The organism is Acinetobacter sp. AS167 (assembly GCF_037152175.1).
GTDB lineage: Bacteria > Pseudomonadota > Gammaproteobacteria > Pseudomonadales > Moraxellaceae > Acinetobacter.
Genome location: NZ_JBBCMP010000003.1, coordinates 271,765 through 286,763, shown reverse-complemented (window position 1 = coordinate 286,763; position 14,999 = coordinate 271,765). Strand labels below are relative to the sequence as shown.

The following is a 14,999-nucleotide window of genomic DNA, read 5'->3' as shown; positions in this document are numbered from 1 at the left end:
TGGGAAATTCATTAAAATAAATATGATGTATTTTGGTAAGGAGGAGCAATGGACATCCTGATTTGTGATGATGAACCGCTTGCAGTGGACCGCTTATCACGATTGGTGTCGCAACTTGGGCATCAAGTTATTGCAACAGCACAACATGGTAAACAGGCATTAGAAATGGTTCAGCAGTTTGAGCCAGATGTTGTGTTGCTCGATATTCAGATGCCAGAAATGGATGGTTTAAGCTGTGCGCAGCATTTAGCACACTTTAATCCTATGCCCGCAATTGTATTTTGTACGGCATTTGATGAACATGCTTTGCAAGCCATTCAATCTCAAGCCCAAGGATATTTATTAAAACCCATTGCCAAGGACGAATTGGAAACGGTTTTGGAGGGTGTCACTAAACTGACCCAAGCTCAATTAACTAACTTAGAAAAAAAAGAACTCATGGACGAAAAAGTGCAAAGGCAGCAAATTGCTGCAAAAACCTATCGGGGTTTGGAGCTCATTCCTGTTGAAAATATTTACTATTTTTTAGCAGATCAAAAATATGTCACTGTACGTCACAAAAATGGCAGTGTACTTATTGATGAAACGCTTAAAGATTTAGAAACAGAGTTTGCAGACCGATTTATTCGTATTCATCGTAATGCTCTAATTTCACTAGATTATTTAGACGGGTTGGAGATGGTGTCCTCTGGCCAGTACCAAGCACGATGCCGTGAATTAGAAGAACGTTTGGCCGTCAGCCGTCGACACTTACCTTTGCTACGAGAACGAATGCAGAATTTATAGTTGGATACGAACATTAAATCATTTTGATAATTCGCTTGCATTTTTGAGATTGCAGGGTAAGTTTAGAGTGTTTAAAAGTTTGGCAAAGCTGAAATGATGAAAACCTTGAAAATAGCAACGCGCCAGAGCCCACTTGCAATGTGGCAGGCTGAGCATATTCGTGATCGTTTAGAGCAATTACACGCACATGTAAAAGTAGAGTTGGTGACGTTTGTAACCCAAGGTGACAAAATTTTGGATACACCTTTAGCCAAAATAGGGGGGAAAGGGTTATTTGTCAAAGAATTAGAAGCAGCTTTAATGGATGGTCGTGCAGATTTAGCCGTTCATTCAATGAAAGATGTACCCATGCAATTACCTGAAGGTTTAGTGCTTGCAGTAATTTGTGAGCGTGAAGATCCTTTTGATGCTTTTGTTTCCAATCATTATGAAAAGTTTGAAGATTTACCACAAGGCGCAACACTTGGCACATCGAGCTTACGCCGTAAATGTCAGCTTTTAAAACAGCGTCCTGATTTAAATGTGATTGATTTACGCGGCAATGTTGGAACACGCTTATCCAAGCTGGATGCGGGTCAATATGATGCAATTATCCTTGCGAGTGCTGGTTTGAAACGATTAGCGCTCTCAGATCGTATTCGTCACACACTTGCACCAGAGATTAGTTTACCTGCTGTGGGTCAAGGTGCACTGGGCTTAGAGTGTCGCTCAGATGATCAAGAAATTTTGGATTTAATCATGCCTTTAATGCATGGTGAAACCAATGCATGTGTACGTGCTGAACGAGCTTTTAATGCTTATCTCGAAGGCGGTTGCCAAGTGCCTATCGCAGGCTTTGCTACGTTAAGTGATCAATTGTTGTCCTTAGAAGGTCGGGTTGGTAGTGCGGACGGCAAAACATTGTTATGTAGTCAAGTCAGTGGCACACCAGATCAAGCAGAGCAGTTAGGTGTGCAACTTGCACAAAACCTACTTGAACAAGGTGCTGGGGAAATACTCAAAGCACTTTATCAAGCTTAGTTTCTAGGCTTTAATGTTGTTTATTAATACTCGCCCGATTGATCGTGCTCAGCCATTAACTGAATGTCTGCGCCAATCAGGTTTTGACGTGGTTGATCTTCCATTATTGGAATTGACCCCACGTCCCTATAACAACATATTACAACAACTTTATTTACAACTTTTATCAACTCAAATTATTGTTGTAGTCAGTCCAACTGCTGTTCAAGTGGGTATGCAATATCTTCAGCAATCGGGCCTATCTCTTTTACAGATCCAACATATTCAGTGGATTGCTGTGGGCAAAAAAACTGCGCAACGACTTTCAGACTACGGTGTAGAAAGTCATGTCCCTATGGTGGAAACATCTGAAGGAATGTTGAACTTGCCCCTATTCAATACCTTAAAAGATCTAAAGAAAATAGCTTTTTGGCGTGGTGAAGGCGGTCGGCAGTTTATGATGCAACAATGTCAAGACCGTCATATTGATGTTTTAAACTTTGTCTTATATGACCGAGCATGTCCTCCAGAAACACATCAGCGATTTTTAGATTTTGTGGCTAGGGTTGACCAGTTTGAACCACCCTATTGGAGTTGTATTAGCAGTGAAGCCAGTTGGAACAATTGGCTTGTTTTAACCCGTGATCATCAAGAGATCGTGAGTGCTTGTCATTATTTGGTTCTGGGTGAGCGTTTGTATCAATTATTAAGACATGATAAAAATGCAACCCAGGCGTGTTTGAACAGCACTAAAATTTTAAATTTAGAGCCAGAAACCATTCTACAAACCATAGTGCAGTTGCAAAGGAAGTTATGAAGAAGTTTATTTATGTCTTATTGTTGATCGCTTTAGGATGGCTCATTAAATTGAGTTATAACTTCTATCATGTTTCACAACAGCTCAATGATATTCAACAAACGCTACATAAAAGTGAACAAAAGAATGCCAGTTTGAATGATCAACTGGTGGCGGTAAAACGACAAACAGATGAACCCACTCAAGAGGTAGCAAATAAAACCACCTCTGTAAAAACTTCAATTTCTGGTATTCATCCAAGTGTGGTGGTTAAACAACAGTTAGATTTGGTGCAATTTGCGATGCAACAACAACAGTTTGTTTACGCGCTTGAGCATCTTACTCAATTAAATCAGTCCTTAGATCAGTATGCGTTGGCGGATGCGGTAAAACAAAGCTTACATCAAACCATTGTGCAAGATATACAAAGCATTCAACATTTTGTGATTGAACGAAATGCCCAGCGAGATCAACTAGAGACTTTACTTAAACAAGTTGATCAAGCATTAATATCCGAGCTAAGAAATAATCAATTGAAACCAGAGCAAGATCAGTCGCAATATTTTTGGGAAAAATGGTTTCAAATTGATATTGTTGAAACAAATTCTCCAGTATTGGCAAACCGTAAATTTATTTTAAAAGAAGTTCAATTGAGATTATTGCTTGCTCAGCAGTTGTTAGTGAAAGGGCAAATTGCTGAATACCAAGAGATGCTGAATCAAATGATTCAACAATTGGATATTTTACCTGACGCTGCTAGTCAGAAGCTTAAGCAAAAAATATTAAAAATTAAGCAGACCTCGCAACCCCCGATCCCTAAACTCAATAGCTTGGCTGTCTTGGGGTAGATGGATGAAACATATTTTCCTGATCTATGCCTTTATTAGTCTCATTATTCTAGCTGTTTTAAGTGTGTTGAGTTATACCGCAGGGGCGGGTTATGTTTATGTGTTATGGCACAATATTCAAATACAAACCAATTTATGGTTCTTGACATTTGTTGGTGTTGGTATCAGTTTTTTGATGCATGTGGTGTGGTATTTCCTCAACCGTTATATCCGTAGAGAAAAGAGAAAATTAGAACAAGTACTAAATTTTACTACATTGCATCCATTTGAACAGTTTGGTGTATTGTGGTTGTTGGATGGTGAGGATGAGCAGGAGCAAGTTATACAAACTATTTTTGATCAATCTGGTTTATTAAAGCCCATTGTTCAATCTCGACAATTATTCAAACAACTTCACTATAGTGAAGCCCTGAAAGCTTTAGAAAATAGCTCTCCGTCCGCTTTTGAGTTGGCAGAAATTTTACGTATCGAAATTTATTTAGCGCAAGAAGACAGTCAACAAGCTTTAACACATCTAGAATTTTTAAATCGACATGAACTTTCGCCATGGCTAAATCAGCTTTCAGAAAGTTATAAATTATGTGTGCAAAAATTATGGGGACAGTTTGCCATACAATATCCTTGGCAATATTTACATTCGACTCAATTTGGGCAATTAGAAACTGCAACTAAACAGCAATGGTTAATACAGCTTTTAGGTTGTTATGACCAAGCAAGTTTTGAAGATATTGAACTATTACAACAAAAGTTTTTAGAGATAGAGTCACAACTTGATCAAATGCCTTATGACACAAAAGTGCTTTGGTTGAAAATTATTACTCGATTACCTGAACTTGCTCAGCAACAACAGCAGTTAGTGATTCAAATACTTAATGAAAAATTTGACCAAGATGTCTTTCATTTATGGTTTCAACAACAGTTGTTGAGACAAAATCCAGATTATGAGTATTTAGAGCAACAGATTATAAATCTTGAATCTAAGTATATGAACATTCCTGTTTTTTGCTTTGCTAAATGGCATATATATATTGCGACGCATCGTGAATACGAAGCTGATCAGCTTTTGTTATTATATCCAAATGAAATTCTAATGAATTATTTACGAATCAAATCTACTTTAAATGGAAATGATGAATTAATTCAGCAATTGAATTCAATTTTTGAAAAAGACAGCAATTATATTCAATTTAAAATTTGAGAATCTACAATGAATCCACTGATAAAATTCCCTATCGTTTATCAACAAAAGGTTGCATGGGGGGATATGGATGCTTTTGGTCATGTAAATAATGTGCTGTATTATCGCTATATTGAAAGTGCACGTATCGAATATTTCGATCGTTTGAATGTATTTGACCAAGATGTTTTAACTGTTGTTGCTTCAAGCCAATGTAAATATTTAAAACCAGTATTTTATCCCGATGTGCTACATATTGGTGCGCGGGTAGAAGAAATGAGAAATAGTGCAATACGCATGCATTATGTATTATTCAGTGAGCAACAACAGCAGATTGTTGCTGACGGAGAGGCAGTTATTGTTTTTGTCGATAAAGTAGAAATGAAAAAAGCACTAATTCCTCAACAGTTGCGAAAAGTTATAATTGATTTAGAAGCGACTGTGCATAATGATTTTGCAAACACATAAAAATTTCTCAATTATCATCATTATATTTAAAACATAAGAAAATATATTCTTTCTTATCAGGTTTATTTTACTGTTAGAAATAAGCCTTTTGATGTAATTATAATAATGTTTTTGTTGTTTTATGTGTTTATGGAGGAATATATGTATTGCTTATTGGAATAAATGAAAATACTATTGCCATGAAGTTATTTTAAATAAGTATTAAGAAATTTACGTGGAGAGTTAATGATGCCTGATATTAGTAATTTATCGGTAGAAGAGTTAAGAAAGCTAACAGCTGAAGCAGAAGCTTTAATTGAAACTAAAAAAGATCAAGCCGTTGAAGACGCTTATAATAAAATTATTGAAATTGCGCAATCTGCTGGTTTAACTTTAGAGCAGTTTATTGAATACGGCGCACAAAAGCGCAAAAAGACAACGCGTAAAGCGGTTGAGCCGCGTTATCGCAATAAAAAAGACACTTCTGAAACTTGGACTGGACGTGGTAAACAGCCACGCTGGTTGGTTGCAGAAATTGAAAAAGGTGCAAAATTAGAAGATTTCTTGATCTAATCTTCATCTAAGTGTCATTCAAAGGCCTTAAACTTAAAGAACCAAGCAAATCTGCTTGGTTTTTTTATACGAGTGAATTGGCGTTATGCAAAAATTATGCATAATGTACAAACAAGAGGGCATCATCTTGCATGGAAGAATAAATGAATGATGGTAAAGATGAATGAATAAAAAATCAAAACAGATCACGTGGTGGATTACTGGAGTGGTCGCTTTTTTAATTTTTGTACTTTTACAAGTCCCTGCAACATGGCTGATTTCTAAATTTTATAAGAACAATCAAACCTTACAAAATGTGAGTGGAAATATTTGGCAAGGACAAGCAGATTGGCATAAAGGTAATTTACGGGGTTCCGTTTCGTGGAGGACACGCCCGTGGGATCTGATATTATTACGTGTGGGTGCAAATATTGAAGTACACAGTGGGCAGACCCAACTGAATGGGGTAGTGGGCTATGGTATTGGTAAAAAAATAATAATTAATCAGATGCAAGGTCAGATTGCACCAGAAACTTTAAAGAATATTGCAAATTGGCAGTGGCCTGCAAATGCAATTCAAATTTCAGATACAAGCTTGCGTTTTAAAAAAGATACTGGATTTAGTGATGTTGACGGACAAATGCATTGGGGAGGGGGTGAGCTTCGATATACTTTTGGACAACGTCAAGATCAAATGAATATCCCATCTTTAAAAGCGCAAGTTAAAGATGAGGCGGGTAAACTGATTTTTGATATACAAGATCAACGTAGTCAGAAAATGGCCAATATCAGTTTAGATCCAACCATGATGTTAGATGTGCAGTTAACACAACGGATGTTGCTCAATGTGCCTTCCTACGATGGAAAGGCAGGTTTGGATAGTTTTGTAATTAGTTCAAGACAACCGCTCATTCAAGGTGGTTTCTGATGAATATAAAAGAACAGTTTGAAAATATTTCTTGGAAAAAAACAGAGCATCTTGCACCTGTTGTTTTATTTCTTTTAATTTTAGCATTGTGTTGGAAACTGGCCTCGATTTTTTGGTGGGTGGTTGCGCCACCACAAGTCATGCAACCCGAGCAAGTGAATCTAGGTTCACAACAAGTTCAAGTTCCAAATATTTCAAGCTTTTCATTATTTGAGGAAGTTGGATCTAGTACGACAGCGGATGACAGTATTCCGATGGTCTTACAAGGTGTAGTCGTCAGTTATCCAGCACGGTTTTCATCCGCAGTAATTAAAGTTAAAGAAACAGCAGATCGTTATGCGGTCGGTGACACAATCGAGGGTACTAGTTACCAGTTATCCGAAGTATATTGGGATCATATTGTTTTAAGTCAAAGTGGAAATAACAGTAAAGAGTTGCGTTTTACAGGGCTGGATAGTTTGTATCAGCCTATGCCAGGGCAATCTACAGATCAAAATACTAGTCCGCCAGCAAGTACTCCTGCACCATCGCAACCACAAAACTCAAGCCAAAATGCTTTGGGGCAAGCGATTGATAGGATGAATGAAAATCGGGACGAATACCTAAAGAACATGGGGGTTAACGCAAGTGGCGGTCAAGGCTATGAAGTGACAGATCAAACCCCCGCAGCGCTCCGAAATAAACTGGGATTAAGATCTGGAGATCGCATTCTTTCGCTCAATGGACAATCAGTTGGTCAAGGACAGAGTGATGTTCAGCTGCTAGAACAAGCAAAGCGGGATGGCAAAGTAAAAATTGAAATTAAGCGTGGTGATCAGGTGATGACCATTCAGCAAAGTTTGTAAGTGGCTAGGACTACAAATAAAATTAGGAAAGATAATAAGTTATGGCTTTTTTGAATCACAATCGACCACTTTGGGCTTTAGTTGCAGCGGCACCAATGCTGGTTGCAGTTAGTACAGCTACACATGCACAGACGTGGAAAATTAACTTACGCGATGCTGATCTCACTGCTTTTATCAATGAAGTTGCAGATATTACGGGCAAAAATTTTGCGGTCGATCCCCGTGTACGTGGCAATGTCACGGTTATTTCAAATAAACCTCTAAATAAAAATGAAGTTTATGACCTATTTTTAGGGGTGCTGAATGTCAATGGTGTAGTGGCTATTCCATCGGGGAATACCATTCGTTTGGTACCAGACAGTAATGTCAAAAATTCTGGTGTACCTTATGATCCACGGAATAATGCACGTGGAGATCAGGTTGTGACACGTGTGATTTGGTTGGAAAATACCAACCCCAATGATTTGATCCCAGCATTACGTCCATTAATGCCACAATTTGCGCATTTGGCAGCAATACAGGGCACCAATGCGTTAATTGTGTCAGATCGTGCAGCAAATATTTATCAACTTGAAACCATTGTTCGGAACTTGGATGGTACTGGGCAAAATGATATTGAAGCTGTTCCTTTACAACAGAGTCAAGCTGAAGAAATCATTAAGCAATTGGATGCAATGAGTTCGACAGGTGCATCCAAAGATTTTGCTGGGGCTCGGGTTCGTATTATCGCTGATGCGCGAACCAACCGTATTTTGATTAAAGGGGATACAGGTACACGTAAACGTATCCGTAACATGATTGAAATGTTGGATGTCCCGTCTGCTGATCGTTTAGGTGGGCTTAAAGTCTTTAAATTAAAATATGCTAGTGCAAAGAATTTATCTGAGATTTTGCAAGGTTTGGTGACTGGTCAGGCAGTCAATTCTAGTTCAAATAATTCTTCTAATAGTAGTTCTAACAACAGCAATAGCAACAGTTTTAACAATAATAACAATTCATCATCGAATACCGGCTCAAGCACTGGAAGTAGTATTTCAACACCAGCAATTAATTTAAACAGCAACTCAAATAACAATAATCAAAATAACATCACCAGTTTTAATGCCAATGGTGTGAGCATTATTGCAGATGGCGCTCAAAATGCGCTGGTGGTTAAAGCTGAGCCACAACTGATGCGCGAAATAGAGGCTGCCATCCAACAGCTTGATGTACGTCGTCAACAAGTTTTGATTGAAGCGACGATTATTGAAATACAAGGCAATGATGCAGATCAGCTTGGTGTGCAATGGGCAATGGGTGATTTAAGTAGTGGTGTGGGTTTAATTAATTTTGATAATTTGGGTACGAGTTTATCAAAATTGGCTGCAGGTTATTTAACAGGCGGTGCTTCTAGTTTAGGTGCACTCGGTGCAGGAACTTCACTTATTGTTGGGGATTATAAAGAAGGTGCAGACGGTTCACGCAGATTATATGGTGCGATGATTCAGGCTTTAAAAGAGCGTACAAAATCCAACCTCTTGTCTACACCATCTATTCTTACCATGGACAATGAAGAAGCATATATTGTCGTCGGTGAAAATGTTCCATTTGTTACTGGCTCAGTCAGTACTGGGACAGGTGGCACCGTCAATCCATATACCTCAATTGAGCGTAAGGATGTGGGGGTGACGTTAAAGGTAATTCCGCATATTGGAGAGGGCGGTTCGATTCGTTTAGAAGTTGAACAAGAAGTCTCAGGCGTTAAGTCAAGTAAAGGGCAAGCTCAAGATTTAGTGACCAGCAAGCGTTCAATCAAAACTACTGTAACCGCAGATCATGGGCAAACCGTGGTGTTAGGTGGCTTGATTTCTGATGATACTGTTCTTGGTCGTCAGTCTGTGCCATTGTTAGGTGATATCCCAGGCTTAGGCCGGTTATTTAGATCGGATGCAAAGTCGAACATAAAGCGGAATTTACTGGTGTTTATCCATCCAACCATCGTGGGTGGGGGTGCCGATATACGCCGTATATCTCAACAACGTTATGATCAGCTGTATAGCCTGCAATTGGCGATGGATAAAGATGGTAATTTTGCTAAGCTCCCTGCCAATGTTGATGATGTTTTTCAGCAACGATTGCCGTTTAGCTCGACACCAAGTTCGCAACCTAAGCTGGTACAACCGCAACCGACAGCACAACCTTCAAGTCAGTATCAAAAGGTGCCTACAGGAGCCAAGACAAGTGCAGTACAAGGTAATGCTGTGACTACACCCGTTGCAGAAGAACCAAATGATATCCGTAAGCAGTAGCATTGTGGGCTTCGCGTAACAAGTGCTTCTAATCACTTGCTTTATTTGATATTTAAAATAGTTTGTTAAAGTATTGTGGTGTGTTCTGTTGTGGCATGAACAAAATAAAGCTTGGTTTTGCGCTGATTTAGTACTGTAGAAATGTCATGCTAAGATAGACTTGAATTAGAATGGGAAGATAATCATGACTTGGAAATTACAAGCAATTACAGGTGAGTTAGAAGGGCAGGAAGTCACGATCGATCGTGATATGCTAGTTGGTCGCCATCAAGATGCAGACCTGTTATTACAAGCTGCGGAAATTTCACGTCGCCATGCTGCATTCTTATTAAAAGAAGATGCGCTTTGGGTTCAAGATCTAAAGTCATCTAATGGTACATTTGTGAATGATATCCGTATCGATCAAGATAAACTGTTGATGGATGGTGATATTGTTCAATTTGCCAGTGTTAAATTTAATGTACTTGCACCGGTAAAACCTGTTGTTCTGCAAACTGAACATGCAGCGCCTGAGGATGAAGTTCAACCCGTTGTAGCTTCGCTAGAAACGCCAGTTCAACAACCAGCAGAGGCTGTGGCGACTGCTGAAATCAAACCAGCTACCCCCGTAGAACGTACAGTGGCAGATCAGATGAATGAACAGGGTATGCCTGAGCTTTCAGAACGAGATAGCAGTGTTCAAATCAACCGTGAAGGTATGCCCTCTGGTGTAGCAATCCCTAAACCTGCCCCAATTCCAGAAGGTGTGGATATTCATGCGGCTACACAGCTCAAAGTAGAGCAGGTTAAAGCACCTGAATTTGTGGCAGACGAACATGTTGAAACCCAGAAAAATGCAAAGTTAGGTTTGGCAACACTGGTGATTTTGATCATTTTGGCAATTATTGCATGGCTATTGTTCAAATAATTTGCAAATGCGCTACACTCAAGGCATGCAATCGCATGCCTTTGTTTTTTGTATTTTCGTTTTTAAATTTAAAACTCGATTTAGGTGTAAATCATGAATGTGGCAAAGCTAGACCAACGCGAACTGATTTTATTTGATTTGGATGGGACCTTGGTTGATTCAGCATTTGATTTATATCGTGCCATGAATTTAAGTCTAGCGCGTTTGAACTTACCCCACGTCACTGAACAACAGGTTCGGGTTTGGATTGGTAAAGGCACTTCATTATTTTGTGAAAGTACATTGAAGTATTTAAAAGGTGAAGTGGATCCTGTACTGCATCAACAGCTTTTGGATACATTCTTGGAAATTTACAATGCAGAGCCTTGTGTCGATACCAAGCCATTCTCTGGAATTTTAGAATTTTTAGAATGGGGAATTAAAAACAATAAGAAATTGATTTGTGTGACCAATAAACCAGAACAACCCGCACGAAAAATTCTAGAAGACTTGCAAATGGATCACTATTTTGTCGATGTAATAGGTGGTGATCGTTTTGAAGTGCGTAAACCACATCCAAAACCATTATTGTATTGTGTTGAAACTTATCAGTCATCAACTGACAAAACCTTGATGATCGGCGATTCAAGTAATGATGTGGAGGCTGCACGCCGTGCAGAGGTTGATTGTATTGTGGTCAGCTATGGTTATAATCACGGTGAAGATATTCAACTCTGTCAGCCACAACAAGTAGTGGATGATTTAACAGAGCTTTTGGCTTAATACCTGTATATTTAAATTGTTGCGAAAAAAAGGGAAGAGGAATGAATAGCAAACGCACTTTTCGATGGCGTCACTAAGTGAAATGCAGAGACATCCATACTTAGTATTATCGAAAATAGAGAGAATTCCTGATGACAACCTTAGCGCAGTTTGAACAATTAAAATCAGCGGGTTATAACCTTATCCCCGTATATCGCCAACGCTTAGCCGATACGGATACGCCATTATCTGTATTTGCACGTTTAAAACAGCATCAACAAGCTTATCTTTTTGAATCTGTTGAAGGTGGCGAAAACTGGGCAAGATATTCAATTATTGGACTGGGTGAGTCAATCGTATTTTCCTGTAATGCAGGACAGCTCACGATAAAATCGGTAGATGGCTCGATAGATACCCAGCCATGCGCAGATCCATTTCAATATATCCGCGATTTTCAAGCGCAGTTTAAAGTACCCACACAACAAGATTTACCTGCACTGCCTAATTTTACCGGCGGCTTGGTGGGTTATTTTGGTTATGACGCAGTACGCTATATTGAGCCACGGTTAAAGAATGTGCCTGAGGCAGATCCAGTTGGACTACCTGATTTATGGATGATGTTATCTAAAACCGTCATTGTGTTTGATAACTTAAAAGATACTTTGTTTTTAATTGTGCATGCAGATGTTAATGATACAGAGGCTTATGCCAAGGCTCAGCAACAGCTGGATGAGATTGAGGCATTATTGGCTATGCCAATTAGCTTGGTTGCCAAAAAACATAGCGCTCCGCATTTTGAGTCACTGACTGGACACGACAAATTCCTTGAATCGATCGAGAAAGTTAAAGAATACATTCGTGCTGGTGATGTAATGCAGGTTGTCCCTGGGCATCGTATGGTGTCGGATTTTGATGGTGAGCCCTTACAGGTTTATCGTGCATTACGACATCTCAATCCATCACCGTATTTATTTTTGGTGCAAGGGCAGACCCTTTTGGATCAAAAGCCGTTCCATATCGTCGGTTCTTCACCGGAAATTCTTTCTCGACTGGAAAATGGGATCGCGACTGTACGTCCGCTTGCAGGTACACGTCCACGAGGAAAAACCAAAGAAGAAGATTTGGCACTTGAAAAAGATTTACTTTCCGATGAAAAAGAGATTGCGGAACATTTAATGCTGATTGATTTAGGTCGTAATGATGTGGGGCGTGTCTCGAAAATCGGTAAAGTGCAAGTGACTGATCAAATGGTGATCGAACGTTATTCACATGTCATGCATATTGTTTCCAATGTACAAGGTGAAGTGCTGGATGATGTCGATGCTTTGGATGTTTTTAAGGCAACTTTTCCAGCAGGGACGCTTTCAGGTGCGCCAAAAATTCGTGCAATGGAAATTATTGACGAAGTTGAGCCAGTAAAACGTGGAATTTTTGGTGGTGCAGTGGGTTATTTGGGTTGGCATGGTGAAATGGACATGTCGATTGCGATCAGAACCTGTGTTATTCGTGAAAATAAAGTCTATGTACAGGCTGGCGCAGGCTTGGTTGTCGATTCAAATCCTGAATCAGAGTGGAATGAAACCCAAATAAAAGCTCGCGCAGTGATCAAAGCGGTTGAATTATCGTCAAACGGATTGATTTTATGAGTTTTTGAGGTTTTTTTTGCAAAAAACACTTGCAAGGATTCTGAGTTTTGCTAAACTGCACACCGTTCCGATACGAAACGTACGAAACACTAAGAAACGCCGGCATAGCTCAGTTGGTAGAGCAACTGACTTGTAATCAGTAGGTCCACAGTTCGAATCCGTGTGCCGGCACCATCTTAAGGTTTTGTGTTATAATGTTGAAGAACGACACTGAAAGTAAGTGTAAAGGTGAGATTCCCGAGCGGTCAAAGGGAGCAGACTGTAACTCTGCCACGAAAGTTTCGAAGGTTCGAATCCTTCTCTCACCACCATTACTTCGATAAGTGGTTAATTACCAACATTAAGCGGGAGTAGCTCAGTTGGTAGAGCGGTAGCCTTCCAAGCTACATGTCGCGAGTTCGACCCTCGTCTCCCGCTCCATCGAAGATGATGCTCTTATAGCTCAGTGGTAGAGCACTCCCTTGGTAAGGGAGAGGTCTCGAGTTCAAATCTCGATAAGAGCTCCAGATACAATTTGGTAGATTATTCTACACCAGTTTCTCAAAAGCAGGCTTATTAGTCTGCTTTTCAAGTATTAGGTGTCTAGTTTTTTAGACGATTGTCGATGCTGAGTTGTTTAACTCGTGTTCGACATAAACGAGGAAGAGCAAATGGCTAAGGCTAAGTTTGAACGTAATAAGCCACACGTAAACGTGGGTACAATTGGTCACGTCGACCATGGTAAAACAACTTTAACTGCTGCAATTGCAACAATTTGTGCAAAAACTTACGGCGGTGAAGCTAAAGACTACGCAGCAATCGATTCTGCACCAGAAGAAAAAGCACGTGGTATTACAATTAATACTTCACATGTAGAATACGATTCTCCAATTCGTCACTACGCTCACGTGGACTGCCCAGGTCACGCCGATTATGTTAAAAACATGATCACTGGTGCTGCTCAGATGGATGGTGCGATCCTTGTATGTGCTGCGACTGATGGTCCAATGCCACAAACACGTGAACACATCCTTCTTTCTCGCCAAGTAGGCGTACCTTATATTCTTGTATTCCTTAACAAGTGTGACCTTGTTGATGATGAAGAATTACTTGAATTAGTAGAAATGGAAGTTCGTGAACTTCTATCTACTTATGACTTCCCAGGTGATGACACGCCTATCATCCGTGGTTCAGCACTTGCTGCACTTAATGGTGATGCTGGTCAATATGGCGAATCAGCTGTACTTTCACTTGTTGAAGCGCTTGACTCTTATATCCCAGAACCAGAACGTGCTATCGATAAAGCATTCTTGATGCCAATCGAAGATGTATTCTCTATTTCTGGTCGTGGTACAGTGGTAACGGGTCGTGTAGAGTCTGGTATCGTTAAAGTCGGCGAAGAAGTTGAAATCGTTGGTATTAAAGATACAGTTAAAACAACTGTAACTGGCGTAGAAATGTTCCGTAAACTTCTTGACGAAGGTCGTGCGGGCGAGAACTGTGGTGTTCTTTTACGTGGTACTAAGCGTGAAGACGTACAACGTGGTCAAGTACTTGCTAAACCAGGTACAATCAAGCCGCACACTAAATTCGACGCAGAAGTATATGTACTTTCTAAAGAAGAAGGTGGTCGTCATACTCCGTTCCTTAACGGTTACCGTCCACAGTTCTACTTCCGTACAACTGATGTAACTGGTGCAATCCAATTACAAGACGGCGTTGAAATGGTTATGCCAGGTGACAACGTTGAAATGTCAGTAGAACTTATCCACCCAATCGCAATGGACCCAGGTCTACGTTTTGCGATCCGTGAAGGTGGTCGTACAGTTGGTGCTGGTGTAGTTGCTAAAGTAACTGCATAACCGCTAATATGTTTATTCTAACCGAGAGTTTAGGCTCTCGGTTTGTTTATAGGTCAGTAGTTCAATTGGTAGAGCGTCGGTCTCCAAAACCGAATGTTGGGGGTTCGAGTCCCTCCTGACCTGCCATTTTTTAAATAAAAAACTTGATGTCGGCTAAACTGGTCATATAATAAGTCGCGAAACCTACGACGAGTACAA

At 39.8% G+C, this 14,999-nt stretch carries 14 protein-coding genes and 5 tRNA genes; all 19 read left to right on the top strand.

Annotation, left to right across the window (positions count from 1 at the left end):
* The first annotated feature begins 48 nt into the window (after positions 1–48).
* The 19 genes from WFN33_RS07775 to WFN33_RS07685 all read left to right on the top strand — a co-directional run bounded on the left by WFN33_RS07775 (position 49) and on the right by WFN33_RS07685 (position 14,927).
* The gene (locus WFN33_RS07775) at positions 49–786 is read left to right on the top strand and encodes a LytR/AlgR family response regulator transcription factor (protein WP_336952391.1); all 738 of its coding nucleotides are present in this window, start codon (positions 49–51) and stop codon (positions 784–786) included.
* A gap of 96 nt (positions 787–882) precedes the next feature.
* On the top strand, positions 883–1,806 hold the full coding sequence (hemC, locus tag WFN33_RS07770) for a hydroxymethylbilane synthase (protein ID WP_336952588.1): 924 nt from the start codon (positions 883–885) through the stop codon (positions 1,804–1,806).
* A 13-nt stretch (positions 1,807–1,819) separates the two neighbouring features.
* Positions 1,820–2,602 carry a uroporphyrinogen-III synthase gene (locus tag WFN33_RS07765; protein WP_336952390.1) on the top strand — a complete coding sequence of 261 codons (783 nt, stop codon included), beginning with the start codon at positions 1,820–1,822 and terminating at the stop codon, positions 2,600–2,602.
* Positions 2,599–3,429, top strand: coding sequence for a hypothetical protein (locus WFN33_RS07760; RefSeq protein WP_336952389.1), 831 nt, complete (start codon positions 2,599–2,601; stop codon positions 3,427–3,429). Before WFN33_RS07765 ends, WFN33_RS07760 begins: the two co-directional genes overlap by 4 nt.
* Positions 3,430–3,433: 4 nt before the next feature.
* Positions 3,434–4,627 (top strand): heme biosynthesis protein HemY, encoded by a 1,194-nt coding sequence (locus WFN33_RS07755; RefSeq protein WP_336952388.1) that lies wholly within the window; start codon positions 3,434–3,436, stop codon positions 4,625–4,627.
* Positions 4,628–4,636: 9 nt separating this feature from the next.
* Complete coding sequence (locus WFN33_RS07750) at positions 4,637–5,074, top strand: acyl-CoA thioesterase (RefSeq protein ID WP_336952387.1); 438 nt, start codon at positions 4,637–4,639, stop codon at positions 5,072–5,074.
* Positions 5,075–5,299: 225 nt separating this feature from the next.
* Positions 5,300–5,626 (top strand): H-NS histone family protein, encoded by a 327-nt coding sequence (locus WFN33_RS07745; RefSeq protein ID WP_336952386.1) that lies wholly within the window; start codon positions 5,300–5,302, stop codon positions 5,624–5,626.
* Positions 5,627–5,789: 163 nt separating this feature from the next.
* Positions 5,790–6,533 (top strand): type II secretion system protein N, encoded by a 744-nt coding sequence (gene gspN / locus WFN33_RS07740; protein WP_336952385.1) that lies wholly within the window; start codon positions 5,790–5,792, stop codon positions 6,531–6,533.
* Entirely contained in the window at positions 6,533–7,378 is an 846-nt protein-coding gene (locus tag WFN33_RS07735) for a type II secretion system protein N (protein ID WP_336952384.1), read from the top strand. The genes gspN and WFN33_RS07735 overlap by 1 nt, the downstream gene beginning before the upstream one ends.
* Before the next feature lie 41 nt (positions 7,379–7,419).
* Positions 7,420–9,666, top strand: coding sequence for a type II secretion system secretin GspD (gene gspD, locus WFN33_RS07730; RefSeq protein ID WP_336952383.1), 2,247 nt, complete (start codon positions 7,420–7,422; stop codon positions 9,664–9,666).
* Positions 9,667–9,850: 184 nt separating this feature from the next.
* Positions 9,851–10,573, top strand: a complete 723-nt coding sequence (locus WFN33_RS07725; RefSeq protein WP_336952382.1) for an FHA domain-containing protein — start codon at positions 9,851–9,853, stop codon at positions 10,571–10,573.
* A gap of 93 nt (positions 10,574–10,666) precedes the next feature.
* Positions 10,667–11,335, top strand: coding sequence for an HAD-IA family hydrolase (locus WFN33_RS07720; RefSeq protein ID WP_336952381.1), 669 nt, complete (start codon positions 10,667–10,669; stop codon positions 11,333–11,335).
* A gap of 131 nt (positions 11,336–11,466) precedes the next feature.
* Positions 11,467–12,960, top strand: coding sequence for an anthranilate synthase component I (trpE, locus tag WFN33_RS07715; RefSeq protein WP_336952379.1), 1,494 nt, complete (start codon positions 11,467–11,469; stop codon positions 12,958–12,960).
* A gap of 98 nt (positions 12,961–13,058) precedes the next feature.
* Positions 13,059–13,134, top strand: a tRNA-Thr gene (locus WFN33_RS07710).
* Positions 13,135–13,187: 53 nt separating this feature from the next.
* A tRNA-Tyr gene (locus tag WFN33_RS07705) sits at positions 13,188–13,271 on the top strand.
* A gap of 33 nt (positions 13,272–13,304) precedes the next feature.
* Positions 13,305–13,380 (top strand) — tRNA-Gly (locus WFN33_RS07700).
* 11 nt (positions 13,381–13,391) lie between these two features.
* Positions 13,392–13,466: transfer RNA gene (locus WFN33_RS07695), tRNA-Thr, on the top strand.
* A 144-nt stretch (positions 13,467–13,610) separates the two neighbouring features.
* Entirely contained in the window at positions 13,611–14,801 is a 1,191-nt protein-coding gene (gene tuf / locus WFN33_RS07690; RefSeq protein ID WP_004723653.1) for an elongation factor Tu, read from the top strand.
* Positions 14,802–14,851: 50 nt separating this feature from the next.
* Positions 14,852–14,927, top strand: a tRNA-Trp gene (locus WFN33_RS07685).
* Positions 14,928–14,999 lie beyond the last annotated feature (72 nt).

Excerpts from the sequence above, each read along its gene's own strand:
- WFN33_RS07775 (WP_336952391.1), top strand. The coding sequence starts at position 49 with ATGGACATCCTGATTTGTGATGATGAACCGCTTGCAGTGGACCGCTTA.
- hemC (WP_336952588.1), top strand. The coding sequence starts at position 883 with ATGAAAACCTTGAAAATAGCAACGCGCCAGAGCCCACTTGCAATGTGG.
- WFN33_RS07765 (WP_336952390.1), top strand. The coding sequence starts at position 1,820 with ATGTTGTTTATTAATACTCGCCCGATTGATCGTGCTCAGCCATTAACT.
- WFN33_RS07760 (WP_336952389.1), top strand. The coding sequence starts at position 2,599 with ATGAAGAAGTTTATTTATGTCTTATTGTTGATCGCTTTAGGATGGCTC.
- WFN33_RS07755 (WP_336952388.1), top strand. The coding sequence starts at position 3,434 with ATGAAACATATTTTCCTGATCTATGCCTTTATTAGTCTCATTATTCTA.
- WFN33_RS07750 (WP_336952387.1), top strand. The coding sequence starts at position 4,637 with ATGAATCCACTGATAAAATTCCCTATCGTTTATCAACAAAAGGTTGCA.
- WFN33_RS07745 (WP_336952386.1), top strand. The coding sequence starts at position 5,300 with ATGATGCCTGATATTAGTAATTTATCGGTAGAAGAGTTAAGAAAGCTA.
- gspN (WP_336952385.1), top strand. The coding sequence starts at position 5,790 with ATGAATAAAAAATCAAAACAGATCACGTGGTGGATTACTGGAGTGGTC.
- WFN33_RS07735 (WP_336952384.1), top strand. The coding sequence starts at position 6,533 with ATGAATATAAAAGAACAGTTTGAAAATATTTCTTGGAAAAAAACAGAG.
- gspD (WP_336952383.1), top strand. The coding sequence starts at position 7,420 with ATGGCTTTTTTGAATCACAATCGACCACTTTGGGCTTTAGTTGCAGCG.
- WFN33_RS07725 (WP_336952382.1), top strand. The coding sequence starts at position 9,851 with ATGACTTGGAAATTACAAGCAATTACAGGTGAGTTAGAAGGGCAGGAA.
- WFN33_RS07720 (WP_336952381.1), top strand. The coding sequence starts at position 10,667 with ATGAATGTGGCAAAGCTAGACCAACGCGAACTGATTTTATTTGATTTG.
- trpE (WP_336952379.1), top strand. The coding sequence starts at position 11,467 with ATGACAACCTTAGCGCAGTTTGAACAATTAAAATCAGCGGGTTATAAC.
- tuf (WP_004723653.1), top strand. The coding sequence starts at position 13,611 with ATGGCTAAGGCTAAGTTTGAACGTAATAAGCCACACGTAAACGTGGGT.